The organism is Mesorhizobium sp. M0998 (assembly GCF_040318885.1).
Classification (GTDB): Bacteria; Pseudomonadota; Alphaproteobacteria; order Rhizobiales; family Rhizobiaceae; genus Mesorhizobium.
In genome coordinates, this window is the sequence record NZ_JAMYND010000010.1 from 107,330 (window position 1) to 132,497 (window position 25,168).

General features: G+C 63.4%; 27 protein-coding genes and 1 riboswitch. Of the genes, 12 read left to right on the forward strand and 15 right to left on the reverse strand.

All coding sequences use genetic code 11. The annotated features are described in order from the left end of the window. Positions 1-7: 7 nt before the first annotated feature. Together NKH59_RS12235 and NKH59_RS12240 are read right to left on the reverse strand one after the other, a co-directional pair. Entirely contained in the window at positions 8-1,033 is a 1,026-nt protein-coding gene (locus NKH59_RS12235) for an RNA polymerase subunit sigma-70 (protein WP_353022074.1), read from the reverse strand. Positions 1,034-1,075: 42 nt separating this feature from the next. Continuing rightward, positions 1,076-1,822, reverse strand: coding sequence for an SDR family NAD(P)-dependent oxidoreductase (locus NKH59_RS12240; protein WP_353022077.1), 747 nt, complete (start codon positions 1,820-1,822; stop codon positions 1,076-1,078). Between the two features lie 235 nt (positions 1,823-2,057). Here NKH59_RS12240 and NKH59_RS12245 point away from each other — a divergent pair, with 235 nt between their 5' ends. Next, positions 2,058-2,378: a DUF1330 domain-containing protein gene (locus tag NKH59_RS12245; RefSeq protein WP_353014819.1), complete on the forward strand. Its 321-nt coding sequence runs from the start codon at positions 2,058-2,060 to the stop codon at positions 2,376-2,378. An 85-nt stretch (positions 2,379-2,463) separates the two neighbouring features. Here NKH59_RS12245 and NKH59_RS12250 read toward each other — a convergent pair whose 3' ends face one another. The 3 genes from NKH59_RS12250 to metX all read right to left on the reverse strand — a co-directional run bounded on the left by NKH59_RS12250 (position 2,464) and on the right by metX (position 4,841). Further along, on the reverse strand, positions 2,464-2,811 hold the full coding sequence (locus tag NKH59_RS12250; RefSeq protein ID WP_352471436.1) for a hypothetical protein: 348 nt from the start codon (positions 2,809-2,811) through the stop codon (positions 2,464-2,466). A gap of 130 nt (positions 2,812-2,941) precedes the next feature. Then, the gene (gene metW, locus NKH59_RS12255; protein ID WP_352471435.1) at positions 2,942-3,556 is read right to left on the reverse strand and encodes a methionine biosynthesis protein MetW; all 615 of its coding nucleotides are present in this window, start codon (positions 3,554-3,556) and stop codon (positions 2,942-2,944) included. Between the two features lie 115 nt (positions 3,557-3,671). After that, positions 3,672-4,841: a homoserine O-acetyltransferase MetX gene (metX, locus tag NKH59_RS12260; protein ID WP_292661143.1), complete on the reverse strand. Its 1,170-nt coding sequence runs from the start codon at positions 4,839-4,841 to the stop codon at positions 3,672-3,674. Between the two features lie 76 nt (positions 4,842-4,917). Continuing rightward, positions 4,918-4,995: riboswitch (SAM riboswitch) on the reverse strand. A 139-nt stretch (positions 4,996-5,134) separates the two neighbouring features. Between metX and hisC the strand changes: the two genes are divergently transcribed. Next, the gene (gene hisC, locus NKH59_RS12265) at positions 5,135-6,244 is read left to right on the forward strand and encodes a histidinol-phosphate transaminase (RefSeq protein WP_352683092.1); all 1,110 of its coding nucleotides are present in this window, start codon (positions 5,135-5,137) and stop codon (positions 6,242-6,244) included. A gap of 6 nt (positions 6,245-6,250) precedes the next feature. Beyond that, entirely contained in the window at positions 6,251-7,186 is a 936-nt protein-coding gene (locus NKH59_RS12270) for a prephenate/arogenate dehydrogenase family protein (protein WP_352471433.1), read from the forward strand. A 133-nt stretch (positions 7,187-7,319) separates the two neighbouring features. Here the strand turns inward: NKH59_RS12270 and NKH59_RS12275 are convergent, their stop codons facing one another. Continuing rightward, positions 7,320-8,321, reverse strand: a complete 1,002-nt coding sequence (locus tag NKH59_RS12275) for a DUF2125 domain-containing protein (RefSeq protein WP_352502688.1) — start codon at positions 8,319-8,321, stop codon at positions 7,320-7,322. 114 nt (positions 8,322-8,435) lie between these two features. Here NKH59_RS12275 and NKH59_RS12280 point away from each other — a divergent pair, with 114 nt between their 5' ends. Continuing rightward, a complete protein-coding gene (locus tag NKH59_RS12280; protein ID WP_352979344.1) occupies positions 8,436-8,969 on the forward strand; it encodes a gamma-glutamylcyclotransferase in 534 nt (177 codons plus the stop codon). Positions 8,970-9,014: 45 nt separating this feature from the next. Here the strand turns inward: NKH59_RS12280 and NKH59_RS12285 are convergent, their stop codons facing one another. Next, positions 9,015-9,995 (reverse strand): quinone oxidoreductase family protein, encoded by a 981-nt coding sequence (locus NKH59_RS12285; RefSeq protein ID WP_353022080.1) that lies wholly within the window; start codon positions 9,993-9,995, stop codon positions 9,015-9,017. Positions 9,996-10,341: 346 nt separating this feature from the next. Between NKH59_RS12285 and NKH59_RS12290 the strand changes: the two genes are divergently transcribed. After that, positions 10,342-11,289 carry an aldo/keto reductase gene (locus NKH59_RS12290; RefSeq protein WP_353022083.1) on the forward strand — a complete coding sequence of 316 codons (948 nt, stop codon included), beginning with the start codon at positions 10,342-10,344 and terminating at the stop codon, positions 11,287-11,289. A 78-nt stretch (positions 11,290-11,367) separates the two neighbouring features. After that, positions 11,368-11,988, forward strand: a complete 621-nt coding sequence (locus tag NKH59_RS12295; RefSeq protein ID WP_353022086.1) for a LysE family translocator — start codon at positions 11,368-11,370, stop codon at positions 11,986-11,988. A gap of 27 nt (positions 11,989-12,015) precedes the next feature. Here the strand turns inward: NKH59_RS12295 and NKH59_RS12300 are convergent, their stop codons facing one another. Together NKH59_RS12300 and NKH59_RS12305 are read right to left on the reverse strand one after the other, a co-directional pair. Next, a complete protein-coding gene (locus tag NKH59_RS12300; protein WP_352540198.1) occupies positions 12,016-12,816 on the reverse strand; it encodes a lysophospholipid acyltransferase family protein in 801 nt (266 codons plus the stop codon). A 106-nt stretch (positions 12,817-12,922) separates the two neighbouring features. Further along, the gene (locus tag NKH59_RS12305; protein WP_352540197.1) at positions 12,923-13,831 is read right to left on the reverse strand and encodes a LysR family transcriptional regulator; all 909 of its coding nucleotides are present in this window, start codon (positions 13,829-13,831) and stop codon (positions 12,923-12,925) included. Positions 13,832-13,963: 132 nt separating this feature from the next. Here NKH59_RS12305 and NKH59_RS12310 point away from each other — a divergent pair, with 132 nt between their 5' ends. Next, complete coding sequence (locus NKH59_RS12310) at positions 13,964-14,584, forward strand: pyridoxamine 5'-phosphate oxidase family protein (RefSeq protein ID WP_353022089.1); 621 nt, start codon at positions 13,964-13,966, stop codon at positions 14,582-14,584. 29 nt (positions 14,585-14,613) lie between these two features. Here NKH59_RS12310 and NKH59_RS12315 read toward each other — a convergent pair whose 3' ends face one another. From NKH59_RS12315 to ftsE, 3 genes are all read right to left on the reverse strand, one after another. Next, complete coding sequence (locus tag NKH59_RS12315) at positions 14,614-15,201, reverse strand: YdcF family protein (RefSeq protein ID WP_502898558.1); 588 nt, start codon at positions 15,199-15,201, stop codon at positions 14,614-14,616. A gap of 262 nt (positions 15,202-15,463) precedes the next feature. After that, positions 15,464-16,447 (reverse strand): cell division protein FtsX, encoded by a 984-nt coding sequence (locus NKH59_RS12320; RefSeq protein WP_353022094.1) that lies wholly within the window; start codon positions 16,445-16,447, stop codon positions 15,464-15,466. Beyond that, a complete protein-coding gene (gene ftsE, locus NKH59_RS12325) occupies positions 16,440-17,099 on the reverse strand; it encodes a cell division ATP-binding protein FtsE (RefSeq protein ID WP_023677923.1) in 660 nt (219 codons plus the stop codon). The genes NKH59_RS12320 and ftsE overlap by 8 nt, the downstream gene beginning before the upstream one ends. Positions 17,100-17,335: 236 nt before the next feature. On the opposite strand from ftsE, the gene NKH59_RS12330 reads away from it, so the two are divergent. The 3 genes from NKH59_RS12330 to NKH59_RS12340 all read left to right on the forward strand — a co-directional run bounded on the left by NKH59_RS12330 (position 17,336) and on the right by NKH59_RS12340 (position 18,922). Then, complete coding sequence (locus NKH59_RS12330) at positions 17,336-17,626, forward strand: hypothetical protein (RefSeq protein ID WP_352471420.1); 291 nt, start codon at positions 17,336-17,338, stop codon at positions 17,624-17,626. A gap of 185 nt (positions 17,627-17,811) precedes the next feature. Next, positions 17,812-18,354: a hypoxanthine phosphoribosyltransferase gene (hpt, locus tag NKH59_RS12335; protein WP_254816654.1), complete on the forward strand. Its 543-nt coding sequence runs from the start codon at positions 17,812-17,814 to the stop codon at positions 18,352-18,354. Positions 18,355-18,550: 196 nt separating this feature from the next. Then, a complete protein-coding gene (locus NKH59_RS12340; protein WP_352471419.1) occupies positions 18,551-18,922 on the forward strand; it encodes a response regulator in 372 nt (123 codons plus the stop codon). Between the two features lie 18 nt (positions 18,923-18,940). Here NKH59_RS12340 and NKH59_RS12345 read toward each other — a convergent pair whose 3' ends face one another. Next, positions 18,941-19,891: a DMT family transporter gene (locus tag NKH59_RS12345; RefSeq protein ID WP_353022096.1), complete on the reverse strand. Its 951-nt coding sequence runs from the start codon at positions 19,889-19,891 to the stop codon at positions 18,941-18,943. A gap of 223 nt (positions 19,892-20,114) precedes the next feature. On the opposite strand from NKH59_RS12345, the gene NKH59_RS12350 reads away from it, so the two are divergent. Further along, positions 20,115-20,972: a LysR substrate-binding domain-containing protein gene (locus NKH59_RS12350; RefSeq protein WP_352616019.1), complete on the forward strand. Its 858-nt coding sequence runs from the start codon at positions 20,115-20,117 to the stop codon at positions 20,970-20,972. A 72-nt stretch (positions 20,973-21,044) separates the two neighbouring features. Here NKH59_RS12350 and NKH59_RS12355 read toward each other — a convergent pair whose 3' ends face one another. Both NKH59_RS12355 and NKH59_RS12360 read right to left on the reverse strand, forming a co-directional pair. Continuing rightward, the gene (locus tag NKH59_RS12355) at positions 21,045-23,660 is read right to left on the reverse strand and encodes a TIGR02302 family protein (RefSeq protein ID WP_353022099.1); all 2,616 of its coding nucleotides are present in this window, start codon (positions 23,658-23,660) and stop codon (positions 21,045-21,047) included. Between the two features lie 212 nt (positions 23,661-23,872). Next, positions 23,873-24,814 (reverse strand): threonine/serine dehydratase, encoded by a 942-nt coding sequence (locus NKH59_RS12360; protein WP_352979300.1) that lies wholly within the window; start codon positions 24,812-24,814, stop codon positions 23,873-23,875. 50 nt (positions 24,815-24,864) lie between these two features. On the opposite strand from NKH59_RS12360, the gene NKH59_RS12365 reads away from it, so the two are divergent. Further along, a complete protein-coding gene (locus NKH59_RS12365) occupies positions 24,865-25,167 on the forward strand; it encodes an ArsR/SmtB family transcription factor (protein WP_352471409.1) in 303 nt (100 codons plus the stop codon). Position 25,168 lies beyond the last annotated feature (1 nt).

Consider the following 25,168-nt stretch of genomic DNA (forward strand, 5'->3'; position numbering starts at 1 on the left):
GGGTAAGCTAAGCTGGTGGCAGGCCGAAGGCCGGGAACAGAGATGGCCCGAGCGGCCCTATGAAGATCGTCAAGGAAGCGATCCCGCCCTCGGCTGCGTCGAACACATGCAGGGAATGGGCCCGCCATTCAGGGCCGTCGTGGCTGCGGGAATAAACCCCGACCGCCGGCTGGGCATTGGCACGGGTGGCCAGCGTGCGAAAGCCGCCAAACCTCGGCCAGACGGTCTCGAAGAAACCGCGGATCGCTTCGCGGCCTTGATACCATTCACGCCAAGGCGGCATGGTATAGATGGCGTCCTCACGCAGCAGCTCGATCAAGCTGTCGAGATTGGCGGCCTGCCAAGCCTGCATGTAGCGTTCGAGCAGCAGGCCTTCTTCGGGGCTGGGCCGTGATCGGCTGGCAGGCCGTCCCTGAGGATAGCGCGCCGCCAGCGTTGCGCGGGCGCGCTGCAACGCGCTGTTGATCGAAGCCGCCGATCCGCCCAGCAAACGCGCCGCCTCGACAGCCGACCATCCGAGGACGTCGGCAAGCAGCAGCGCGGCGCGCTGCCTGGGCGGCAGATCCTGGATCGCGGCGACGAAGGCGAGCTGGACGGCCTCGCGGCTCTCGTAACGGGCTTCTGGACCTGGCTCGCTGCCGGCAATGTCTGGAAGCTCGGCGTCGGGGTAGGGCTCCAGCCAGGCGATGTCGGCTACCGGCCCGCCTATGGCCGCCCCGTGCGAGGGCGGCCGTCCGGGTTCCCGGAGAATGCGACGCGCCCTCGACCTCGCCTTGATGGCGTTGAGGCAAGCGTTGGTCGCGATCATGTAGAGCCAACCGCGAACCGAACCTCGCCCGTCGAACTCCGATCTTGCGCGCCAGGCGCGAAGCAACGTGTCCTGGACGAGGTCGTCGGCCTCGTGCAGCGAACCCATCATGCGATAACAATGCAGCTTGAGCTCGCGGCGATGCGCGGCCGTGACCTTCTCGAAGGCCAGCCGATCGAGGATCGGCTGGCGTGATGGTTCCAGAGGTGGTTGAGCGTCTGTCATGTGGCTTGTGCGGTTACGAGCGAGCGTTGCATTACGCGCCCCTCAGGCGGCCGGGGCAAGCCCGCTGCCGCTCACCATGAAGGAACTGCCTTGCGGCTGGCCGGTGGCGAGTGCGACCACCGCCCGTCCGACATCGGCCGGCGTTTGCATGTCGGTCATGGCGGCGATGAAGTCCGCCGGCTGGATGCCCATATAGGCCGCTATGCTGTCGACGCCGGCTTTGCCCACGCCGGTTTCCGGCATGATGCGCATCGGCGCGAGCGCCATGAAGCGCAGGCCGAGGCCAAGCCGGTCGGCCTCCTTCTGGCTATGACCGGCCAGGAACATCTGCATGCGTTTTGCGCCAGCATAGCCGCCGGCGTTCGGTGGTCCGCCGGTCAAGGCCGCGCCGCTGGAGATCAGAACGATCCGGGTCCCCGGCTTGAGCGGACGCCGCAGAGCGGCCCGGCAAAACAGGAACGACGCCTTGACGTCCGTGTCCCAATTTGCCGAGAACGCCTTCCAGTTCTGTTCATGCACCGGCGCAGAAGGCGCCAGCGCACCTGCGCAGATCACCAGTACGTCCGGCTCAAGCGCGGCGAAGACCTTATCCGGGGCGGAGTCCATCGTAGCATCGACCGCGAGCGTCTTCACGCCCGAGACCTCCCAGGCAAATTGCGCCAGGGCCTGTTTTCCGCGGGCGACGGCCAGCACTGTCGCTTTCTCCTTGAGAGCGGCCTCCGCGATCGAGCGGCCGACACCACGGCTGCCTCCGACGACGACGACATTCTGATTTTGCAACGATCCCATGGATCACCTCTCGTTCCCGGCCGCCGGACCATCCAGGCGCGCTCATCGATAAGGACAGCGCAGGCGGGTGGAAATCATCGGTGCCAGGCGGAAATATCTTTCAGGTGACAGCAGCCGCGCGTCGGTTTTTGTATTCAGTGTCATTACCTCTGGGGTAATCGACCAGCGCACTACGTCTCGGCAAAATGCTCCCATCAAGCCGGTTGTCCGGCCTTCGACCACAAGGAGATACGCCATGACCGCCTACGCCGTCGCCCATATGCGCCAGGTCACGCCGGGGCCGCAGATCGTCGAGTACCTGCACAAGATCGATGCCACGCTGGAACCGTTTGGCGGCCGCTTCGTGGTGCACGGAGGCGAGGTGGAAGTCGCTGAAAACACCTGGCCGGGCTATCTCATAGTCATCGAGTTTCCCAACAGGCAGCAGGCACGTGCATGGTACGACTCGCCCGCCTATCAGGAGATATTGCCGCTGCGTACCGGCAATTCCCGGTCCGACGTGGTCTTCGTTGATGGCGTCCAGCACCCGCACAAGGCCACGGACGTGCTTGAATAGAGGGAATGATCGGGTACAACCGGCGTCTATGGTGCCGCCATCTATCTGGCGGCACCGAATTTGGATCGCGTCTGCATCGGCAGCTTCACCGCCCCTGCAGCACCTTGATCGCGTTGGACATGTCGCCATGCGACAATGCAGCCAGGTAATCCGAGTAGTTGATCCTCCCGTTCGCGAAGCCGTTCATCAATCGCGTGCAGAACGTGTGTTCCAATCCGGCATCCGGGACGTTCATGAGCGCGGCGAGGTTTGCCCTTTCAACCTTGCCGAACCGCATCTTGAATTTGGTCATGCACCGCTGGATCGCCTGCCGTTTCAGCGCCGGGCTGCCGCTCAACGCGACTTGTCCATTCTGGAAATCGGTCTTCGACGTCGTGCATCCGGAAATCAAAGTGGCCGACATCAAAGCTGTTGCTAATACTAACGTCTTCATTGCTTCCCCCAAACCAACCCGTTTGAGACCTGTTAAAGCAACAAAGAATGCCGGGCAACTTCATTGGATTGAAAATTGAAAATATGGTTTCTTGCGCAGGTCTGAGGTTCGTTGCTTCTGCCTGTCAAACCTATCGTTTCAGCAGGAATACCGCTTGCTGGCCGAAAAAGTTCCAGAACCACCAAGGCATGGAGAAGCCGATCCGCTGGCCGTTGGCGTCGAGCGCGGTTGCCTTTTCCACCGTCGCGCCAAGCTCGTCGCACAGATTGACGAAGTCGCGAATGGTGCAGAAATGGATGTTGGGCGTGTCGTACCAGGAATAGGGCAGGTCCTTGGTCACCGGCATGCGGCCGTTGAAGAGCAGCGAAAGGCGCACCCGCCAGTGGCCGAAATTCGGGAATGAGACGATGGCGCGGTTGCCGATCCGGAGCAGTTCGTCGAGCACCAGCTTCGGATTGCGGGTCGCCTGCAAGGTCTGCGACAGAACGACGAAGTCGAAACCCTTGTCGGGATAGAATTGGAGATCCTTGTCGGCATCGCCTTGAATAACCGACAGGCCGCGCGCCACGCATTCGTTGACGCCGCGCTGCGACAGTTCCAGCCCGCGGCCATCGACCTTCTTGGTCTCCTGCAGCAATTCGAGCAGCAGGCCGTCGCCGGAACCGACGTCCAGCACCCGCGACTGCGGCGGGATGAGATCGGCGACGACTTCGAGGTCGACGCGCTGGGCGCGGTTGACGCTCATGCGTTCGCCTCTTGCCTGACGCATGACCCTGATCCGAAAAGCCTGCAACTTTTCGGGGTCATGCGCTGATGCCTGGCACATGGTCCTGATCCGAACAATCCGCAACTTTTCGGGGTCATGCGCCGAGCCCTCTCGCCCGCGCGGCCGAGGCGATGAAGCCCTTGATGGCGGCGAACAGTTCGGGCTCATCGAGCAGGAAGGCGTCGTGGCCGCGGTCGGTCTCGATCTCGACGAACGATACCGAGGCGCCGGCCGCGTTCAGCGCGTGCACGACCGAGCGGCTCTCCTCGGTCGGGAACAGCCAATCGCTAGTGAACGAAACCAGGCAGAAGCGCGTCTTGGTGCCGGCGAAGGCATCGGCCAACCGGCCGCCATGGTCGGCGGCGAGATCGAAATAGTCCATCGCCCGGGTCATGTAGAGATAGGAGTTGGCATCGAAGCGATCGACGAACGTCATGCCCTGATGGCGCAGATAGCTCTCGATCTGGAAGTCGGCATCGAAACCGAAGGTCAGGGCTTCGCGGTCCTGCAGGTTGCGGCCGAACTTGCGGTGCAGCGCTGCTTCCGACAGATAGGTGATGTGGGCGGCCATGCGCGCCACCGCCAGCCCCTTTTCCGGCCGCTTGCCATGCTCGAAATATTTGCCGCCATGCCAGTCGGGGTCGGCCATCACCGCCTGCCTGCCGACCTCATGGAAAGCGATGTTCTGCGAGGAATGGCGGGCGCCGGTGGCGATCGGCAGCGCCGAGAAGACGCGCTCCGGATAGCTGGAGGCCCATTGCAGCACCTGCATGCCGCCCATCGAGCCGCCCAGCACGCTGAACAGCTGTTCGATGCCGAAATGCTCGACCAGCATCAACTGCGCCCGCACCATGTCGCGGATGGTGATGATCGGCAGGTCGAGCCCGTAGGGCTTGGCGGTGGCGGGATTGGTCGAGGCGGGGCCGGTGGAGCCGAGACAGCCGCCGATGACGTTTGACGAGATGACGAAGAAACGGTCGGTATCGATGATCTTGCCGGGACCGATCAGCACTTCCCACCAGCCCGGCTTGCCGGTCACCGGATTGGTGTTGGCGACATGCTGGTCGCCGGTCAGCGCATGGCAGACGAGGATGGCGTTGGAGCGCGCGTCGTTGAGCGTGCCATAGGTCTGGTAGGCGATCTGGAACGGCGACAGCAGCGTGCCGGCGTCGAGCTTGAGCGGCTTGTCGGCGCCGAAACGCAACACCGGGCTCGACGGCTGGTCGGCCTCGTTGTTGGTTTTTCGCGCGCGCAAAGCGACCATCACATCTCCTTGCCCGGCCTTCAGTTGTCCACCGGTCTGGGCAACAAAAAACCGGCCATGCCTTCGCAAAGCCGGTTACAAGATGCAAACGGCCCTTTAGCAAGTTGTTTAACGTGGCTGCAAGCCGACCGGCCAAATCACCACGGAACTGTAGCCGTTCTTCTATGACTCGCGCATGGCTTCGTCAACGGCAAGTTCTTGATCCCGAATTGCCGGCCCCTCGACATTCCGGGCCACGGCTTGTATTTCCGCTGCGGCTTCCGGATGGAGGCACTCTCGACGGATTTCATGAAATGAGCCAGACACCGGATCAGACACGTCCAAGGCCCCGCGCCGGCATCATGGACATCGAAGCCTATGTGCCCGGCAAGAGCGCGGCGCCTGAAGGTGTCGCCAAGGTCCATAAATTGTCGGCGAACGAGAACCCGCTCGGCCCTTCGCCAAAGGCGATAGAGGCCGCGCGCGCGGTCGCCGACAAGCTCGCGGTCTATCCCGACGGCAGCGCCAGGCGCCTGAGGGAAGCGATCGCCGAGGTGCACGGGCTCAACCCGGCGAACATCGTCTGCTCCAACGGCTCCGACGAGATTCTGGGCCTGCTGGCGCAGACCTACCTCGCGCCCGGCGACGAAGCCATCATCACCGAACACGGCTTCATGGTCTACAAGATCTACATACAGTCGGCCGGTGCCGTCCCGGTGACGGTCAAGGAGACCGATGAACGCGCCGATATCGATGCGATCCTCGCCGCGGTGACGCCGGCTACCCGGATCATCTTCCTTGCCAATCCAAACAATCCAACCGGCACCTACGTGCCGTTCCAGGAGGTGCGCCGCCTGCATGCCGGCCTGCCGCGAAACGTGCTTCTGGTGCTGGATGCAGCTTACGCCGAATATGTCCGGCGCAACGATTATGAAGCCGGCGTCGAGTTGGTGGCCAGCGCGGAAAACGTGGTCATGACCCGCACTTTCTCCAAATTGGGCCTGGGCGGGGCGCGGATCGGCTGGATGTATGCGCCAATGCACGTCATCGACGCGATCAACCGCGTGCGCGGGCCTTTCAACGTCAATGCAACGGCAATCGAGGCCGGCATCGCGGCGATCCACGACCGCGCCCATATCGAACGCAGCGTCGCGCACAACGAGACCTGGCTAGCCTGGCTGAGCGAGCAACTAAGCGGGCTCGGGCTGCGGGTGACACCGAGCGTCGGCAATTTCATCCTCATCCACTTTCCCGAGGACAAAAAGCATTCGGCGGCGGCCGCCGACGACTACCTCAGTGCGCGCGGCTACATATTGCGGCGCGTTTCCGGGTACGGTTTTCCCAACGCGCTGCGCATGAGCATCGGCACCGAAGAGGCCAATCGCGGCGTTGTCGCAGCACTCGCGACATTCCTGAAAAGCTAGAACACCATGACATCACCGATGTTCGAAAAAATCGCGCTGGTCGGCATCGGCCTGATCGGCTCGTCGCTGGCCCGCGTCATCCGCCGCGAGGGGCTCGCCGGCCAAATCGCGATTTCGACGCGCAGCGAAGCGACGCTGGCACGGGCGAGCCAACTCGGCCTTGGCGACACCTATACGACGGATGCGAAAGAGGCGGTTCGCGATGCTGATCTGGTTATCGTTTCGGTGCCGGTCGGTTCTTCCGGTACGGTCGCCGCGGAGATCGCGCCGGCGCTGAAGAAGGGCGCCATCCTCACCGATGTCGGCTCGACCAAGGCGTCGGTGATCGCGCAGATGCAGCCGCACGTGCCTGATGGCGTGCACTTCATCCCCGGCCATCCTTTGGCCGGCACCGAAAAATCGGGACCGGACGCCGGTTTTGCCGAACTGTTCGAGAACCGCTGGTGCATTTTCACGCCGCTGCCCGGCACCGATCCCGCAGCACTGGAAAAGCTCTCGGAATTCTGGCGCCGCTGCGGCTCCAACATCGACACGATGGACCCGCAGCATCACGACATGACGCTGGCCATCGTTTCGCACCTGCCGCATATCATCGCTTACAACATCGTCGGTACCGCCGACGATCTGGAGTCGGTGACCAAGTCCGAGGTCATCAAATACTCGGCTTCCGGCTTTCGCGACTTCACCCGTCTCGCGGCGTCCGACCCGACCATGTGGCGCGACGTCTGCCTGCACAACAAGGACGCCATTCTCGAAATGCTGGCGCGGTTTTCCGAGGATCTGTCCTCGCTGCAGCGGGCGATCCGCTGGGGCGACGGCGAAAAACTGTTCGACCTGTTCACCCGCACCCGCGCCGTCCGCCGCTCGATTATCGAGGCCGGCCAGGACATCGACGTACCGGATTTCGGCCGCCAGGCAGTCGAACACCCGCCGAAGGGATAAGCCGCGGCAGGCCGATCGCAGGCCGGCCCGGCTTAGAGCGGTTCATCGTTTCACAGAAACGCCGAACCGCTCTATCTCTTTGTTTTGCGCAATTCCGGACGGAAAACCGTTTCACACTTTTCCTGGAGTTGCTCTAGTCGAGCGGCTTGATCTTGCCGAGCGGGATGAAGCCGAGCGAGGCCTTGCCCCTGACGATCTTCAGCGGCATTGACGGCTGGTTGCCGAGCAGCGCCAGTCCGGCAAAGCCGGTCTGGATCTCTTTCTTCTGCTCGGGGATGGCGGTGGCGAGGATTGCCGCCACGGCCTTTGGATCATTGAGCCTGATTGTCAGGTCGGCATTTATGAGACCGTCGTCATCGACCGACAGCGGTCCGGAAACGGTGATGCGCGCAGTTCCGGACGACAGATCGAGCTCGTGGATTTCGGCCGCCTGGCCGCGCAGGCTCGTCGGATTTGCCTTGATCAGTGTCAGGCCGTTCTTCAGCGTCACGTCGCCGCTGCCGTCGAGCGGCGGCAAGACGCGCCCGCCGATGGCCGCCGCGTCGATTTCAAGATCGGTGAAATTGCCGGCATAGTCGATGTCCGGGCCGTTTGGGCGCAATTGTCCGGTGGCGGTTCCGGCGCTGAACAGCGAGACGGGATCGGTGTCGTCTGCCGGATCGGTCTGGCCGGACAGGCCTTCTGCCTGCAGCGAGAGGCGCCTCGGCAGCGGCCAGGACAGCTTCATGTCGGCCCGCAGATCATCCCAGTCGATCCAGAGCGGGGTCATGCCGGGAACAGAGGTCCTGAGCGGCCCCCTGAGCTCGGCGGCAGGCGACAGAAGCCGGGTGATCTGCGTGGCGGCGTTGATCTTGCCTGTCGATGCCGCGACGTTGCGGCTGTCGTCCTCGTAAGCCAGGCTGTCGCAGGAAACGGTGAAGCTGAAGGGATAGCCGCTGACCGCGAGATTGGCGCAGTCGGCCTTGATGCCTTTGTCGTCGAGATCGGCGACCGCCTTTTTGGTGGCGCTCTCGACCAGGTCCGCCAGGTAGAACCAGCCGGCGCTGTAGATGCCGAACAGCACGAGGATGAAAGCGGCAAGCCACAACAGGCGGCGACGTTGGCTGGGCGGCGGGCGCTCGTCACTTGACGTCATGCTGCGGCTTTCGTTAACGCGGGGTGGCACGGGCGGGCTGTCGCTTGCGGCACCAACAGGTAGACGGACTGAAACACCACCGGTGAGGTGGTCGTCACAATCAGGCTTGGCGATATGGGCGATTTTTGGGTTTTTGGCTACGGCTCACTGATCTGGCGACCGGGATTCGCACATGTCGAGACGCGGCGCGCCCGCCTGCATGGCTACCGCCGTTCGCTCTGCGTCTATTCTTTCGTGCATCGCGGCACGCGCGAACGGCCGGGCCTGGTGCTCGGCCTCGACCGCGGAGGCTCCTGCATCGGGCTGGCGTTCCGGGTTCCAGGCGAGCTGCGCAACGAGGTCATTACCTATCTGCGCGAACGCGAGCTGGTCACCAACGTCTATCTCGAACGTGTGCTCAGCGTTCGCCTCGACAAGGGTGAAACGGATGGGGGCAAGACGGTCGACGCCGTCGCCTATGTCGTGGACCGCAGCCATGAGCAATATGCCGGTGCGCTCGACCCGGCCGAGGCGGCGGCCGTCGTTCGCGGCGCCGTCGGCCAATCGGGGAGGAATGAGGATTACGTGCTCAGCACGCTGGAGCACCTCGAAGCACTGGGTATAAGCGACCACTGGCTGGAAGAAGTGACAAGACGGGTCGCGACGTAGCTTCTTTTACCGTTGACGATGATGATTTCGGTGTCGTGATGCGGGCTACATCTCGAAAATCTGTTTGCCAAGATCGGCGCGATCCAGGCTGTTTGCCACGGCCAGCTTGAACTCGGTCAGCGGGTGGAGACCGCCGACAGGAACGTGGAAGCCGGGCTGGCCGAAGATGTCGATGATCTCGCGTAGCACAGGCCGGTCGGCTTCGACCGGCGGCGAAAAGAAATAGCGATAGATATTCGCCCTGATCTCGACGCCGCTCAGCAACACATCGAAATTGTGCAGTTCGAAGCGCTCGGCACTCATGCCGCCATTGATCACCATCTGCCCGCCGAGCGCCAGGGTGCGGATCAATTCGCCGCTGACAGGTCCGCCGACATTGTCGATAATCCCGTTCAATCCGGCGCCACCGGTGATATCCATCACGGCTTCCCGGATACTTGTCTTCAACTCCGAAAGGTCAAGAGTGGCGGCGGCGCCAAGCGTCTTCAGATCGAAGCTTTGGTGCGAGCGCCGCACAAGAGCGATGACGTTGATGCCGCGTCGTTGGGCGAACTGCATCACCATTGTCGAAATTGACGAATAGCCGGCCGTGACAGCTAGCCATTGGCCAGGCCGCACACGGGAATCCACCAGCAGATCCCACGCGGTAATGGGGTTCACCATCTGCCCGGCGCGTTCGACAGGATAGCCGGCAGGCAACAGGATCAGCCATTCGGCGGGAATGGCGGCGTACTCGGCCCAGCTGCCATAATAGCTGAACGCGACAAGCGTGCCCGGTTCCAGCAAGACGTTCGCGCCAACGGCTTCGACGATGCCGGCGCCATGGTTTCCGGCGATCTGCCGGGGAAAATGCGGCTTCTTCGGTTCGGGATAGAGGTTCTGGATAAACAGGAAGTCGCCCGGATTGATCGAGGCCGAGACCATCCTGACCAGCACCTCGCCGTCGCTGATCCGTGGCATCGGCAGGTCATCCACATAGAGCACGTCGCGCGGCGAACCGATGGCGTCAAATACAATTGCTTTCATGCCGGTCTCCATAACAAACGATCCGAGGCCAACAGTCTGAGCCCCGGCCAGGCCGTGCCGAGACTTGCGTCGGCGCGGCGGAACCTATGGCCGGCCGGCAAAGGTCTGAATTGGCAGATTTGACAATCTATGTGCCAAACTTGCCAGATCGTTTCTTCAGAGGCTGCTGGTTTGGATGCCCGGGACCAGCGCCTTGGGGCCGGACACGGCGCGGCGGGTCGCGGCTTTGTGAAGCGCCGGCGGACTGGAAAAGAGGCTATGCGTTTGACGTCGCCACGGCGCGACATAGGTTAGCCCGATCGGCGGCTCCCATCCGCCCCAGCATGAATCACCATGGAGATCAGCCTTGCAGAAACGTCGTCTCGGTCGCACCGACCTATCCATCGCGCCATTGGTTCTGGGCGGCAATGTGTTCGGCTGGACCGCCGATGAGAAAACCTCGTTCGACTTGCTCGACCGCTTTGTCGACGCCGGTTTCAACGCCATCGACACGGCCGATTCCTATTCGCGCTGGATTGCCGGCCACCAAGGCGGCGAATCCGAAACCATCATCGGCCGATGGATGAAGAGCCGTGGTAACCGCGACAAGGTTGTCGTCATCACCAAGGTCGGTTCGGATATGGGACAGGGCAAGAGGGACCTGTCCGCCGCCTATATCGAAAAGGCCATCGACGCTTCGCTGAACAGGCTGCAGGTCGATAGCGTCGATCTCTACCTGTCGCACTGGCCCGACCCGGCGACCCCTTATGAGGAAACGCTCGGCGCTTACCAGAAACTGCTCGACAAGGGCAAAATCCGTTATACCGGCGCTTCCAACCTCGACGCCGCCCAGTTGCGGGCCGCACTTGACGTAGCAAGCCTGCGCGGCCTGCCGCGCTACGAGGTGCTGCAGCCGGAATACAACCTTTACGACCGCTCGTCCTTCGATGGTCCGCTGCGCGATCTGTGCGCGGCCGAGGACATCGGCGTCATCACCTATTTCAGCCTCGCGAAGGGGTTTCTGAGCGGCAAGTACCGGAGGGAGGCCGACCTCGGCAAAAGCCCGCGCGGTGGCGGTGTGAAAGGCTATCTCAACACCCGCGGCATGCGCATTCTCTCAGCGCTCGACGCGGTGTCGGCCAGACATTCGGCCAAGCCGGCGGAAGTGGCGCTTGCCTGGGTCATGGCGCGGCCCGGCGTCACCGCCCCGATCGCCAGCGCGACGACCCTCGACCAGCTCGACAGCCTGATGCGTGCCGCGTCGTTGCAGCTCAGCCCGGACGATATCGCCGAGCTCGACAAGGCCAGCGCGTAGCCGCGCACGATCGTTCAAGACCGGCGCCGCTGCCTTGCCCTACCGTCCCTGCCTCGTCACAGGATGCAGGGACGCCGCATGGCCGGACAGGGTCTTCTCGATCAGCAGCTATGGCAGCGATTGCTGGCGTTTGTGTTGGCGTCGGCCATCGTCATGGGCAGCCCGGGGCCGGCGACGATAAGCGTCACCGCGATCGGCGCCGCGTTCGGCCTGCGCGGTTCGCTGCGCTATGCCTCGGGAATCGTTGTCGGGACGGTCCTCGTGCTTTTGGTGGTGGCGACGGGCATCATGGCCGTTCTCACCGCGCTGCCGAAGCTCGCAGCGCTGTTGGCGGTCGCGTCAGCAGCCTACATCCTCTATCTGGCGTTCAAGATTGCGACGGCGCCGCCACTGGCGGCACGCATTGGTGGGGCGGCGCTTCCCACTTTCCTGGGCGGGTTCCTTCTGGCCGTTGCCAATCCGAAAGCCTATGTGGCGATTGCCGCCGTGTTTGCCGGCGCGTCTTCCGGCGCCGGCGGTCTTGCTATTTCAGCCAAGCTGGCGGTCCTCGCCTTGATGATTGTTGCCATTCATCTCTTGTGGCTTCTCGCCGGCGCGGCTTTTGCACGTTTGCTGCGCAAACCGCTGGCGTCGCGGATCATCAATCTGGTGTTTGCCGTGACGCTGGTTGCAACAGCCGCCCTGGCTGCCTTGCCGTGAGCCTTTCTGGCATCCGCGGCGGGTGTCTCAGCCTTTCAATTCAGGTTTCGCATCGAGCTCACCAAGCCGTTTCATTGCCGTCGGCGGCATCGGCGGCGGGTTCGGCGTCTGTGCCGCCTCGACGAGAAGCTGGTCGCAGGCGGCTTCCGTCTCGCCGATCAGCCGTTGCATGAATTCGTCCTTGCCGAGGCCGGGCGGGATCGGTGGCAGGAAGCGCGCCTTGATCGTGCCGGGATAGCGCAGGAATTTGCGGCGCGGCCAATAGAGACCGGCGACGTGGGCGACCGGCACCACCGGAATGCCAAGCTGGGCATAAAGTTCGACGATGCCGTATTTGTAGACCGGTTCGTCGCCCGGCGCCCGGCGGGTGCCCTCGGGGTAGATGATCAGCTGGCGCGGATTGCGCGCCAATTCCTGTTTGGTCGCGGCGATCACCGTCTTCAATGCCTTCGAGCGGCTGCCGCGGTCGACCGGAATCATCCGCATCTTCAAAATGTACCAGCCGAAGAACGGGATCCAGGTCAGCTCCCGTTTCAATATGTAAACGGGATCGTCGAGATAAGGCAGGAAAGCGATCGTGTCCCAGAAGGACTGGTGCTTCGGCGCCAGGATGAAGGAGCCGCCAGGCAGGTTTTCCCGGCCGGTGATCTCACTTCTGGTGCCGGCGATCTTGTCGTAGAGCCACATGCTGGTGCGCGACCAGAATTTCGGCACGAACCAGGCGCGATGGCGTGGCGACAGGAAATAATACGGGGTCCAGAGGATCATCTGGACGATCAAATTGAGGTAGAAGGCGAGATTGAACGCCAGCGAGCGGAAATACAGCATACAGCAAGTGCCCGGTGAGGAGGTGTGCGTTGGTTACACCAAGCGCCCGCAAAAAGGAAACGCTGCGAGGCGGGCGATCGGCCCGGCCTTGCGAGGGCCGTCTTCGTCACGTTTCCCATGCGGCCTGCAGCAGGCGCTGTCTCAGGCGCGGGGCGGCGAAGTCGAGGAATGCGCGCAGCTTCACCGGCAGTAGCCCCTGGCCGGCATGGACGAGGCTCACCGGCCATGGGTCTGGCTCAAACTCTTGCAGCACCGGGCGCAGCGTACCCGACCGGACTGCGGCGGCGATCTGGTAGGAAAGCAGCCTCGTCACGCCGACGCCGGCAATCGCCGCATCGATCGCTGCCTCAGCCGTGTTGACCCGTAACCTGGAGCGGATCGGCACGCTGAATTCGGTCTTGCCGGTGGCGAAGCTCCAGGCTGCGGCGGTGAGCCCTTCGAAGGTGATGGCACTGTGTGCTGCAAGCTCCTGCGGCGTTTTCGGTGTGCCGTGCTCGGCGAGATAGGCCGGGCTCGCGCAAACGACGCGGCGGATTGAGCCCAGGCGGGTGGCGATCAGGCTCGAATCGGCAAGCTCGCCGATGCGGATGGCGAGGTCGATGTGCTCTTCGACCAACTGGGTTATCCGGTCGGCGAGTGTCAGCCGCACACCTACCTCAGGATAGACGGAGAGGAAGCTGGTGACGACCGGCAGCACATGCAGGCGGCCGAAGACGATCGGCGCAGTGACGATGAGTTCGCCGGTCGGGGCATTGTATTCGCCGGCGGCTATTCGCTCGGCCTCGCCGACCTCGTCGAGAATGCGACGACAGGCGGCGAGATAGGCATGGCCTGCATCGGTCAGCGACAGCTGCCGCGCCGAGCGGTTCAACAGCCGTGTCTTCAGGTGCTTTTCCAGGTCCGAAACCTTGCGGCTGACCGTCGTCAGCGGAATGCCGAAGCGGCGCCCGGCAGCCGAGAGGCTGCCTGTCTCCGCCGCGGCAACGAAAAGCGACATGGACTGGAGGCGATCCATAGCTCTCCCGAAAATTTGCCCTTCCGGAAAACGGAAGGATGGATTGCAGATATGGCATCTGCATCTCGAAGATGGAAGGACGTATTTTCCTGACTAGCAATGCAGCGCAGCTCGGCGCTTGAGGAGGCTTCCATGAACGCTCACACCAGCGATGTTGCTTTCACCCCGACGGTGAAGGCGATTCAGGCGCGCAAGGGCTCGCGCCAGGCCTATGCCCGTGTCGAGGAGCGTGGCGGCTGGCAGGCGGCAATTACGCCCGATCTCGCCGCCTTCATCGAGGCGCAGACCAGCGTCTTTCTGTCGACCGCCAATGCGGACGGGCAGCCTTACATCCAGCATCGCGGCGGGCCTGCCGGTTTCCTCACGGTGCTCGACGAACGGATGATCGGCTTTGCCGATTTTTCCGGCAACAGGCAGTTCATCACCCAGGGCAACCTCAGCGACAACCCACAGGCTTTCCTATTCCTGATCGATTATGCGCACCGGCAGCGCATCAAGATCTGGGGCACAGCGCAAGTCGCCGAGGGCGATGCCGAGCTGACGGCAAAGCTGATGCCGCAAGACTATAAGGCGCGACCCGAGCAGGTCATCCTGTTTACGGTTTCGGCTTGGGATTCAAATTGCTCGCAGCACATCCCGCAGCGTTTCGAAGCGGCCGACGTGGCGGCGGCGCTGGGCGAACGCGACAAGCGCATCGAACGGCTCGAACAGGAGATCGCACGCTTGCGATCGGATGCAGCAGCCAGGGAATAAGAGCCAGGGAATAAAAGTGCCGGTGCCGTTCAGCTTCCGCCTGCGGCGTCGGCCAGCGCGACGCTCTCGGTTTGCTTCACCGGCATGATGCCGCGCGCCAGCGCCAGCAGGTATTTGTTGTATTCGGTGAACAGCACGCGCAGCGCTTCCGGCTTGGTCAGCCAGCCGCCATTCTCGAGGTTAGTGTTGACCACCGGATAGGGCTCGAGCCTTGCGCCGTGCAGCAGCCGGCCCATTTCCAGCAGGCTACGCGGCATATGATAATTATTGGTGACGAGAATGACGGTGCCGTAGGCATGGTCCTCGACCCATTTGGCACTTTCCTCGGCATTGCCGATCGTGTCGAGCGCGGCGCGGTCGATGTCGACGCAGCAGGAAAACAGCCTCTTGTCGCCGCCGGTCGCGGCCTGAAGCTGGCGGCGGCTGGCGGAGGGATGGACGCCGCTGATCAGCAGCCGCTCGCCCTTGCCTAAGGCAAGCAGGCCCATCGCAGCGTCGAGGCGCGATTGGCCGCCGGTCAGCACGATGATAGCGTCGGCCCTTGCCGGATTGGCGGGCGTAGTCAGGCGGCTGACGGTATTGGCGAACCAGCCGAAGCCGGCGACAAACAGCGCCATAAAGGCCAGCAGAAGGAGAGCCGAGATGCGCAAGGAGCGCCCTGCCAGCAGCCGCCCATGTTTGGCAAACTGATCCGGCTTGGCAAATTCATCAGGCTCGGCGAATACAGGCGGGCGCGCAACCAGCACTGGCATGCATCCAGCGGTATCGGTCGAGTCCCGAACGTCCATCGTGAAATGGTTAATCCCGAAATACGGCCTTTGGTAGGAAAAAAATGCAATTTTCGTGACGATGCGTTTTCATCCGTGATCGATCTTTCCTTTAGCCGGCGTCCGGCTGGCGAATGTCGATGTCGCTGAGATAGGTAACCACGGTAAAATGGGAAGTTGCCGCCGTCAGCGCGCCGATCACCAGCACCATGACAGCGACCCCGAGATAACCCGCCGAGCCGATGGCGAAATTGCCGAACAGGGCGGTCGCCTGGTCGGCCTGCGGCGTTGCCATGTTGTGTGACGACCACCAGGAGAAGACGATGAAGACCAGGATCGCCGCGGCGCCGCCTGCCGCGGCGCCCTTCATGCCGGTGACCAGAAAATGCCGGCGGAATTCGCGCGCGATGAAGCGCGCCTCGGCGCCGACGAAATGCAGCACCTCGATGATGTGGCCATTGCCGGCCATGGCGCCGCGCGTCGCGAATACAACGGTCAGCACCGTCGCCGACAGCATCAGCGCCAACACTGCGATACCGATCGTTACCGTGGTGCGGGCCATGGCAACCAGCCGGTCGACCCAGGTGCGATGATCGTCGAGCGAGGCGCTCGGCAGCTTCGGCGTGATTGCCGCGCGCAGTGCGGTGAAATCGGGCGGACTATTCTCGTCGATGGTGATGATGATCAAGCGCGGCACCGGCAGCTCATCGATGTTCAGGCCCGAGCCTAGCCAAGGCTCGAGCAGTCGGGCCGTTGCTTCGCGATCGATGATCCTGGCGCTTTTCACGCCAGGGAATTCGCCGGCGATCTGCGAGGCCAGCGCAAGTGCGGCCTCCATGTCGAGGCCGTCGACCGGCTTGATCTGGATGGTCGCTTCGCGCGAGATCTGGTTCTCCCAGACGGAGGCGGTGTCACGCACCAGCGTGACTGCGCCAAACGTCAGACAGGACAGAAACGTCATGATGGCAATGACCAGCACCAGCGCCCGGCCGGCGATGTTCTGCGCCGGCACGATCGGCGCCATTTTGCGCTGGACGCGGGGCTTTGCCGCCGCGGCGTCCTGACCCTCGAAATGTTCGACGGAGAGCTCAGTCATAGATGTCCAGCCTTCCGCCGGCCAGGATCATTCGCCGTGCGTCGACCTGTTCCATCAGGCCGAGGTCGTGTGTGGCGATCACCACGGCGGTGCCCAGCCGGTTGAGCTCGATGAACAACCGCAGCAAGCGTCGCGCCAGCGGCGGGTCGACATTGCCGGTCGGCTCGTCGGCGAGCAGGATCTCGGGCTGCTCGATCAACGCCCGGGCAATGGCGGCGCGCTGCTTCTCGCCGCCAGACAGCACCGGTGGCAGCACATGCATGCGCTCGCCGAGGCCGACCCATTTCAGCAGCTCGGTGACGTCAGTGCGATAGGTCGCCTCCTCGCGGCCGCGCACGCGCAGCGGCAATGCCACGTTCTCGTAGGTGGTCATATGGTCGAGCAGGCGAAAATCCTGGAACACCACGCCGATGCGACGTCTCAGATGCGGCAATTCGGTGCGCGAGATGCGCGAGCGGTCCTTGCCGAAAATGGTGATCAGGCCGCGCGTCGGCTTCAGCGACATGAACAAAAGCCGCAGCAACGTCGTCTTGCCGGCGCCTGAAGGTCCGCTCAGGAACTGAAAGGAGCGCTCCGGAATGTGCAAGGAGATGTCGCGGAGAATCTCCGGACCCATGCCATAGCGGAGGCCGACATTTTCGAAGCGGATCACTTTCGACGACCTGAAATTCTCGGCGGCAAGATGCCAGCCCTTTCTGTGGAAAGACCATCGGCCGGCATGGTTAACCGACGGTTAATTTGGGGGCTTTTCGAGCGAGTCACAGGGGTTCCGGTGGGGAAGCGTTAACCATTTCCGTTTACCCAAAAGAAACGAACAGCGAACAGGTGCGGTAGTGTTGGGCCATGATGGCTGAGGATCGAACCGCGCGCCCGGTTTCCGGCGAAATCATGACCGATCCGGCCGCCGAGCCGGAACGCATCATGCACGACGTGACCGCCGAGGTCATCGATGCCGACTATGAGGTGCTGCCCCGCCATTTTACACGTCAAGACTTTGCGCCGCCGCCTGCGCGCATGATTTCCATGCCTTCGATCGAAGGCATGGACATGTTGCGCAAGCCCGAAACCGCCGTCGAACAGCCGTTGTGGGTGCATGGTGGGCCGATCTTCTGGATTGTCGGCGTCGGTGCCGCCTTTGCCGCCTTCTGGATTTCGGGCGGCCATGCGCTGGTTCGTTAGAACGGCGCCAGAAGATCAACAGGTCACCAGATAAACGATTCGCGACGCGCTGGGACATCCGACCGTTCGCGGGCGCCCTGCGAAAGATTTGGCCTTGCCAGACGGCACGACATGCCTAGAAACGGGTTGAAGACCGTTTCGGTCGGCTTCGCCTACAAAGGCGATCATTTCTGGAAGGGCAGCCAATGCCAGTTGTGCGCGGCAAGGACATCGAAGTCCTGTTTTCGGCGTCCGCCATCGCGCGGCGGAACCTGGAACTTGCCAAGGAGATCGCCGGGCACGACTACCACGACCTTCTGGTAATCTCGGTGCTGAAGGGATCGTTCATCTTCGCCGCCGATCTTATCCGTGCCATGCACGATGTCGGCCTGTCGCCGGAGGTCGAGTTCATCTTCATCTCCAGCTATGGCGCCGGCACGACCAGCGGTGAGGTGAGGGTGCTGCGCGACATCGACAACGAGGTCGCCGGCCGCGATGTGCTTTTGATCGACGACATTCTGGAATCCGGCAAGACGCTGAGTTTCACCCGCGACCTCATGCTGTCGCGCGGCGCGAGGAGCTGTGCCATCGCCGTGCTGCTCGACAAGCGCATGCGCCGCCAGACCACGCTCAACGCCGACTATGTCGGCTTCGACTGCCCCGATTATTTCGTCGTCGGTTATGGCATGGACGTCGCCCACGCGTTTCGCGAATTGCCGTTCGTCGGCATCGTCAAGGGCGACGCCTGAGGCCTTTTGAAAATTCTACTCCGGCGGTCATCTGACGCGGTTTTCTGCGCTTCCGGTGCTCACGGACTCGAACGTCCGCTCCGCTCCGGGTCTCGAAAACCACGTCATATGACTCGCCGGAGCGAATTTTGAAAAGGCCTCATGGCCTTCCTGGCTTTCAGGAAACATCAACTTTTCCTCGCCAAATATCCTGCCCATGGCAAATCTCCTGATCGTCGAGGACGATGAATCCGTCCGCACTCTCGCCGCTCGCGCGCTCGAACGCGCCGGGCATAATGTCACTGTCGCCGCGGACGGCGCACATGGCCTTTCTCTGGTCCGGGCGGCGCAAGGGAGCTATGACCTTGTGCTGTCCGACATCCGCATGCCGGAGATGGACGGCATCGAGATGGCCAAGGCGGCAGCGGCGCTGTTCCCGGCGATGAAGATCATGCTGATGACCGGCTATGCCGACCAGCGCGAGCGCGCCGAGGAATTGGACGGCATTATTCTCGACGTCGTGCAAAAGCCGTTCACGCTGGCTGAAATCCGCGCCCGCGTCGAACAGGCGCTCGCCTGCTTCGCCTAAGCCCAAGGCCGACCGCCTTCAGGCAGGGTCGCAGGTCGCCGTATTGGCTGGCGCGCCGCTCCGGCGCCGGCCGGCATTGAGCGCAAAAAGCCCGGCGCCGATGATGAGGGCTGCGCCGGCCGCCGTCGCTGGTCGCGGCACCTCGGCAAAGAACAGAAAACCCCATAGCGGCGACCAGATGATACCGGTGTATTCGAAGGTGGCGACGCTGTTGGCGGGCGCCAGCCGGTAGGCCTGCGACAACAGGATCATGCCGGCCGAGGCAACGAAGCCGCATGCCCCCATCTTGAGGAGATCCGGCGTCGCCGGCCAGACCCATGGCCGGACGAGGAATTCGAGACTCGGATGCACGGCGTGGTCAATGCCTGCCAGCCAAAACAATGCCGCCACAAATGCGGCGCCGACCAGATAAGCGCCGTTCTGATAGAAAGCCATGACAGTCGAGGATTCGGTGTCGCCGATCTTGCGTGCCATCAGCTGCGAGAAACCGTAGAGCAGAGCCGAACCTAGCGACAGCAGCGCTGCCCAGTCGAACAAGCCGGCGCCCGGGCGCACCATCACCAGCACGCCGAGCATGCCGACCAGGACGGTGGCGAGCGCCTGCCAGGACACGCGTTCGCCGAGATAGGGGCCGGCCAACGCCATGATGAACAGCGGCGCCATGAAATAGAGCGCCACCGCGTCAGCCAGCGGCAGGGCGGCGATTGCCAGGTAGTAGGCCGTATAGGAGGTGAACTGGATGAAGGCGCGCATCGTCAGCATGCCGAACCGCTTCGACAGGATCGCCTGCAATCCGACATCGGCGTGGACAAGGAAAACCAGGATCGGCAGGGCGACGATCGAGCGGATCGCCATCACCTCGGTGACCGGATAGTGGCTCGACACCGCCTTGACCAGCGGGTCCTGCAGCGAAAAGACCAGCACGCCGAGACAGAGGCTGAAGATGCCGAGCACAAGCCGATTCTGCATAGGCGCTCCTGTCTCCCGCGTGCGTGGCCGAAGGCAGGCCTGCATCCGGGTAAAAAGAACCCGCCACCGTTTCGGGCAGCGGGTACGAGTGAGGACTTTTGATTGGTCCGCAGCCGATTTCGCGGCCGCATATCCAATGGGTAAGGCGACTATCGTCCCCCGTTTGACATGTTGCAAACGAATTGGAATGATGCCAGCAATCAGATTTTCTTATGGTGGGCACATGCGACCCAATCTCGACAGCGACCTGTTGCGCACCTTCGTGGCGGTCGCCGACACCGGCAATTTCACCAAAGCGGCGGAGCGGGCCGGCCGCACCCAGTCGGCAGTCTCGATGCAGATGAAGAGGCTCGAAGGCATGATCGGCGACAGCCTGTTCGAGCGCGGGTCGCGCGGTGTAGCGTTGACGCAGCGCGGCGGCGAACTCATCGCCAACGCCAGGCGCATCGTTTCACTGCTCGACGAGACGGCGGCATCGATGGTCGCGGCGCCGCTTGGCGGGCCGGTGCGCATCGGTATCCCGGAGGAATATGGCCACGCGATCCTGTCGCGGGCACTCGGCGTCTTTGCCAAGCGCCATCCTCAGGTCGACATCACCGTCCGCTACGCGCATTCCGGTGCGCAGATCGCGGCGCTCGCCGCCGGCGAGCTCGATCTGGCGGTGGTGTTCGAATGGCAGGATCTGTCAGGCGGTGAGGTGCTGATGCATGACCCGACCGTATGGGTGACGTCGGAGCTGCATCACATGCATGAGGAGCGGCCGGTGCCGATCGCGCTCTACAACCGTGCCGGTTGGTGCAAGGATTTCGCCATAAAGTCGCTGGAACAGCGCGGTCTCGCCTATCGTGTCGCCTATACCAGCGATACCAATGGCGGCCTGCGGCTCGCCGTCACCTCCGGGTTGGCGATTGCGCCGATCTCGCGCAGCAACATCCCGGCCGGCTGCCGCGAGCTTACGGCCGCCGACGGGTTCGGCGACATCGATTCCTCGAACGTGGTGCTGCGGCGCAATCCGAACGCTTCCGGCGAGGCCATCGACGGCATGGAAGAGGCGATCCGCGAGGCGTTCACCAACCGTTAAAACGTGCCGCTCAGTCCGGCGGTGGCGGCCTCCACGGACCGCACGGCGATCTTCCGAATATTGGGGGCAGCCTTACTTCAGCTCCAGCAACCGCTCCAGATAGCTGCGCTCGATATCGGGGCTGAGTGCGTTGCCGAGCCGCTTGCGGATCGCTTCGAGGATCTGGCGGGCACGCTGCACGTCGATCTCGTCGGGCACTCTCACCGAACTTCCGTCGTCGGGACCCTCGCTGGTGCGAGGCCGCCCGAGCGGGTCACGGTCGGCATTCTGCTGGCGTCCGCCCTGGCCGTTGCCGCCCTGGTCGCCTTGCATCGCCTGCAGTTGCTTCATCATGTCCTTGGCGCCCCTGCGCAAGGCTTCCAATGCGCGGCCCTGGTGACCGACGGCCTGGTCGCCTTCGCCCTCGCCGAGCGCCTGTTCGGCATTGCCCATGGATTTGCCGGCCTCGCCAAACCCCTCATTGGGGTCGAGGCCCATGCCTTCGAGGCTCTTCCTCAATTGATCGAGCTCGCTCTGCAGCTTGCCCTGGCCTTCCTGCAATTGCTTCAGCGCGTCAGCAAATTCCTGCGGCGTCATCGGGTTCGGCCGGCCGAGCGGATCGCGGTCGTCACCTGGGCCGGGCTTGCCCTCTTCGCCCATCGGGCCTGGCTCACTGTTCTCGCCGAGCTGCTCGTCGCGGTTCTGCCCGCGCTGTTGCTGGCCGCGCTGCATCTGGTCCATGCGGAAAGTGTCGTTCATCATCTCCTGCTGGCGCCGCATGATTTCGCCCAGCTTGTCCATCTGCTGGCGCATCTCGCTGTCCTGCTGGCCGCCTTGCTGCTGGCGGCCTGCCTGCAGATTGTTCATCATATCCTGCAGCTCCGACAGCAATTGCTGCGCCTGGTCGCGATTGCCGGATTTCGCCAGGTTCTCGATCTGGTCCATCATGCGGTCGATGTCGCTCTGGCGCAGTTCCTGGCCGTTCTGCTGCATCTGTGGCGCATTCGGATTCTGCTGCGCCCGCGCCGCGAATTCCTGCAGGAACTGGTTCATCGCCTCGCGCAGTTCCTTCATCGCCTTCTCGATCTCTTGGTCGCTGGCGCCGTTCTTGATCGCGTCCTGCAGCGCCTGCTGCGCCTGGCGCAGCCGCTTCTCGGCCGCCGACAGATTGCCTTCCTCGATGCCGAGCGCGATCTCCCAGAGGTAAGCGACCTCGTCGCGCAACTGGTCGTCGCTGTCGGCCATCTTCAGCCGGGTGCGGGCGCTCATGATGGCGAGATAGTGCGTCATGTTGTCGAACGTGTCTTCGGGCCTGAGCGTGATCGCATCCATCAGGTCGAGCACGCGGTCCTTGGCATAGGCGTCGAGCGCCAGCATGCGGCGCTGCTCGACCACAGCCCGCGCCAACGGGTTGGAGAATGGCCGCTCCGGCATCACCAGCGTCTTGGTTTCGCTGGTCGCCGTGTGTCCGGCACCGTCGGTGACGACAAGCGACAGCTTGACGTTGCCACCGGCCCAGACATGGTCGGTCAGATCCTTCGTCGTCTTAGCAGCATTGGCCTTGCCGCCGCGGCGCGGCAACGTCAGCGGCATTTCCGGCGGGCCATAGAGCGGATGCGCGTTGGGCACTTGCGGATCGGCCAATGCGAAAACCGCCTTGGCGGAGGCCGCGCCATAGTCGTCGTCGATCTGGTAGTTGAGTTCGAAGGCGCCGTTGACGGCGCGCTTCGGCTCGCCGACAAAGCGGATCTGCGGCGGCTTGTCGGGAATTATGGCGAAGGCCCAGCGGCCGAGCTCGCCGTCGCTGGACTGCAGCGTCAGCGTGCCGTCGGCCGTTAACTTGCCGCTGAACTGGCGCACGGTGGAAGGCGGTGCCGGACTTGCCTCAGTCTTGGCGGCTTGCGGCCCGGTCGGATCGATGGCGCGGGTGTTGCCGCCGGTGTCGGCGTAGCTCAGCGTTTCCTCGCCCGAACCGCCGGTGACGCGCAGCGACACATCGCTGCCCTCCGGAACCGCGAAGGTCGGCGGCGCTTGAGTGGCGTTGTTGGCCAGGACCGGGGCGTTCAGGAATACCGGCGGCCTGCCGGTATAGGCCGGCGGCGTCACCCAGGCATCAATGCGCGGCGGCACGACGTCGCGGGCGGCACGGGCAACAAAACCGTCGCTCAGCCTGCCGCCCGATGGCCCGAAGGAGAAGGCAAAGGCAGTGACCAACAAAAGCGCGGCAACGGCGCGCAGCGCCCACGGGTCGCGTTCCGGCACGCGTGTGCGCGGCACGTCGCCGCCAAGCTCGCCCAGCCGGTCCGCCATGCGCCGCTGATGCTCGCGCCACAGGGCTTGCGAAAAAATGCTTTCCTTGCCGCTCGGGCGATCGGTCTGGACCTGCACCGGGCTGTGCAGCAATCGGTTGGCCGCCTCGATGCGGCGGTCGACCTCGGCACTGGATGGCGTGCGGAAGAAACGCAGTGGATAGAGTGCGGCAAGCGCTGCGACGCCGAATGCCGTGATAAGACCGATCCGCGCCAGATCGGGCAAAAATGGGAACAGGCCGAGCCACGAAATGCTGAGGAACAGGCTGGCGACGATGATCAGTGGCAGCAGCAATGGCCAGCCGCGTTCGACGATTATCGAGACCTGCGTCCCCAGCCGGCTCAAGGCAAGGCGCCTGGCCAGACTGCGATCGCTGGTGAAAATGGGTCGTTGTGTCATCGGCCCTTCCTGGCCGGGCGGGATAGCCCAGGCCTCACGAATCTATCGCATGGGCCCGAAAAGTCGATTTTCGGGAAGCACGATGCGAAGACCTAAAATCTTAGCGCGTACTCCGTGCGTCCAAGCGGATGCACATCGCCCTAAGGATACCAACAAACACGGCGAAGGCGAGGCGGTTCCCCAAAACGTGAACAATAATGCCCCGGATATTGTCAGAATTTCGCCGGATTGGCGTTTGCGCCGCAGACCAGTACGGCAACGCGCTCGCCTGCAGCCGGTGCGTAGCGGCCGGACAGGAGCGCCGCGAAGGCGGCCGCACCGCCCGGCTCGGAGATGATTCGCACGCGGTCCCACAGCGCCGCCTGGGCGGCGATAATGTCGTCGTCGCCGACCAGGATCGAGCGCTCGACGAATGCCTCGGCGATAGGAAACATCATTTCGCCGACACGCTTTGGCGCGAGCGAATCGGCGGCGATGCCCTCAGCCGGCGCGTCGACGGGTCGGCCCGCCTCGAAGGCGCGATGAAGCGTCGGCGCACCCTTCGGCTCGACCGCGATTATCCTGATGCGGCCGGAAAACCAGGCAGCGATGCCGCCGACCAGCCCGCCGCCGCCGACGGCGACCAGCAGGGTGTCGAGCTTCGGCAGGTCGGCCTCGATCTCGAGGCCGAGCGTGCCTTGCCCGACCAGCGTCTCCTCCTGGTTGAAGGCGTGGATCTGCAGCGCGCCGGATCTTTCGGCGAAGCTCTCGCTGGCGGCCAGCGCCTCGGCATAACGGGCGCCGCCGACGATCAACTCGGCGCCGTAGCCGCGGATGCGGTCCAGCTTGGCCTGCGGGCTCACTTCGGGAACAAAGATGGTCGCCTTGTGGCCGAGCCGCATGGCGGCATAGGCGACGGCGGCACCGTGGTTGCCGCCCGACGCGGCGACGACGCCGGCCGCAGGAACCGGCCGTTCGAGGAGATTGGTGAACGCACCACGTGCCTTGAACGAGCCGGAATGCTGCAAGCACTCAAGCTTCAGGTCGACAGGCAGAGGTGGGCGGCCGAAATCGGCCATGTCGACGCGCAGCACCGGCGTGTGGCGCACGAAGGGCCGGATGCGGGGTTCTATCGCCGCAATGCGCTCGCGTGTGATCGTGTGGCCGTGCAGCATGCTTTCACTCCCAGAGTTGACATTACTTAGTAACTTGGCAAAGTGCCTAAATGCAAGAGGTCGACGTTTTCAAAGCGATTGCCAACGAGCGCAGGCTCCAGATCCTCGATTGGCTCAAGGACCCGCGGGCGCATTTTCCGCCGCAGACGGACGGCGATCTGGTCGAGGACGGCGTCTGCGCGCTGCTGATGGCGGAGAGGCTGGGGATCACCCAGGCTACGCTCAGCGAGCATATGCGCGTGCTCACCCAGGCAGGGCTTTTGCGCAGCAAGCGCATCAAGCAGTGGATATTCTATCGCCGGAATGAGGACAGAATCGCCGAAATCAGGGCGCTCATTCAGCACCGGCTGTAGC

Bases quoted from the DNA above. Each gene is read 5' to 3' on its own strand.
- NKH59_RS12235 (WP_353022074.1), bottom strand. From the start codon at position 1,033: ATGACAGACGCTCAACCACCTCTGGAACCATCACGCCAGCCGATCCTC.
- NKH59_RS12240 (WP_353022077.1), bottom strand. From the start codon at position 1,822: ATGGGATCGTTGCAAAATCAGAATGTCGTCGTCGTCGGAGGCAGCCGT.
- NKH59_RS12245 (WP_353014819.1), top strand. From the start codon at position 2,058: ATGACCGCCTACGCCGTCGCCCATATGCGCCAGGTCACGCCGGGGCCG.
- NKH59_RS12250 (WP_352471436.1), bottom strand. From the start codon at position 2,811: ATGAAGACGTTAGTATTAGCAACAGCTTTGATGTCGGCCACTTTGATT.
- metW (WP_352471435.1), bottom strand. From the start codon at position 3,556: ATGAGCGTCAACCGCGCCCAGCGCGTCGACCTCGAAGTCGTCGCCGAT.
- metX (WP_292661143.1), bottom strand. From the start codon at position 4,841: ATGGTCGCTTTGCGCGCGCGAAAAACCAACAACGAGGCCGACCAGCCG.
- hisC (WP_352683092.1), top strand. From the start codon at position 5,135: ATGAGCCAGACACCGGATCAGACACGTCCAAGGCCCCGCGCCGGCATC.
- NKH59_RS12270 (WP_352471433.1), top strand. From the start codon at position 6,251: ATGACATCACCGATGTTCGAAAAAATCGCGCTGGTCGGCATCGGCCTG.
- NKH59_RS12275 (WP_352502688.1), bottom strand. From the start codon at position 8,321: ATGACGTCAAGTGACGAGCGCCCGCCGCCCAGCCAACGTCGCCGCCTG.
- NKH59_RS12280 (WP_352979344.1), top strand. From the start codon at position 8,436: ATGGGCGATTTTTGGGTTTTTGGCTACGGCTCACTGATCTGGCGACCG.
- NKH59_RS12285 (WP_353022080.1), bottom strand. From the start codon at position 9,995: ATGAAAGCAATTGTATTTGACGCCATCGGTTCGCCGCGCGACGTGCTC.
- NKH59_RS12295 (WP_353022086.1), top strand. From the start codon at position 11,368: ATGGCCGGACAGGGTCTTCTCGATCAGCAGCTATGGCAGCGATTGCTG.
- NKH59_RS12300 (WP_352540198.1), bottom strand. From the start codon at position 12,816: ATGCTGTATTTCCGCTCGCTGGCGTTCAATCTCGCCTTCTACCTCAAT.
- NKH59_RS12305 (WP_352540197.1), bottom strand. From the start codon at position 13,831: ATGGATCGCCTCCAGTCCATGTCGCTTTTCGTTGCCGCGGCGGAGACA.
- NKH59_RS12310 (WP_353022089.1), top strand. From the start codon at position 13,964: ATGAACGCTCACACCAGCGATGTTGCTTTCACCCCGACGGTGAAGGCG.
- NKH59_RS12315 (WP_502898558.1), bottom strand. From the start codon at position 15,201: ATGGCGCTGTTTGTCGCCGGCTTCGGCTGGTTCGCCAATACCGTCAGC.
- NKH59_RS12320 (WP_353022094.1), bottom strand. From the start codon at position 16,447: ATGACTGAGCTCTCCGTCGAACATTTCGAGGGTCAGGACGCCGCGGCG.
- NKH59_RS12330 (WP_352471420.1), top strand. From the start codon at position 17,336: ATGACCGATCCGGCCGCCGAGCCGGAACGCATCATGCACGACGTGACC.
- hpt (WP_254816654.1), top strand. From the start codon at position 17,812: ATGCCAGTTGTGCGCGGCAAGGACATCGAAGTCCTGTTTTCGGCGTCC.
- NKH59_RS12340 (WP_352471419.1), top strand. From the start codon at position 18,551: ATGGCAAATCTCCTGATCGTCGAGGACGATGAATCCGTCCGCACTCTC.
- NKH59_RS12345 (WP_353022096.1), bottom strand. From the start codon at position 19,891: ATGCAGAATCGGCTTGTGCTCGGCATCTTCAGCCTCTGTCTCGGCGTG.
- NKH59_RS12350 (WP_352616019.1), top strand. From the start codon at position 20,115: ATGCGACCCAATCTCGACAGCGACCTGTTGCGCACCTTCGTGGCGGTC.
- NKH59_RS12355 (WP_353022099.1), bottom strand. From the start codon at position 23,660: ATGACACAACGACCCATTTTCACCAGCGATCGCAGTCTGGCCAGGCGC.
- NKH59_RS12360 (WP_352979300.1), bottom strand. From the start codon at position 24,814: ATGCTGCACGGCCACACGATCACACGCGAGCGCATTGCGGCGATAGAA.
- NKH59_RS12365 (WP_352471409.1), top strand. From the start codon at position 24,865: ATGCAAGAGGTCGACGTTTTCAAAGCGATTGCCAACGAGCGCAGGCTC.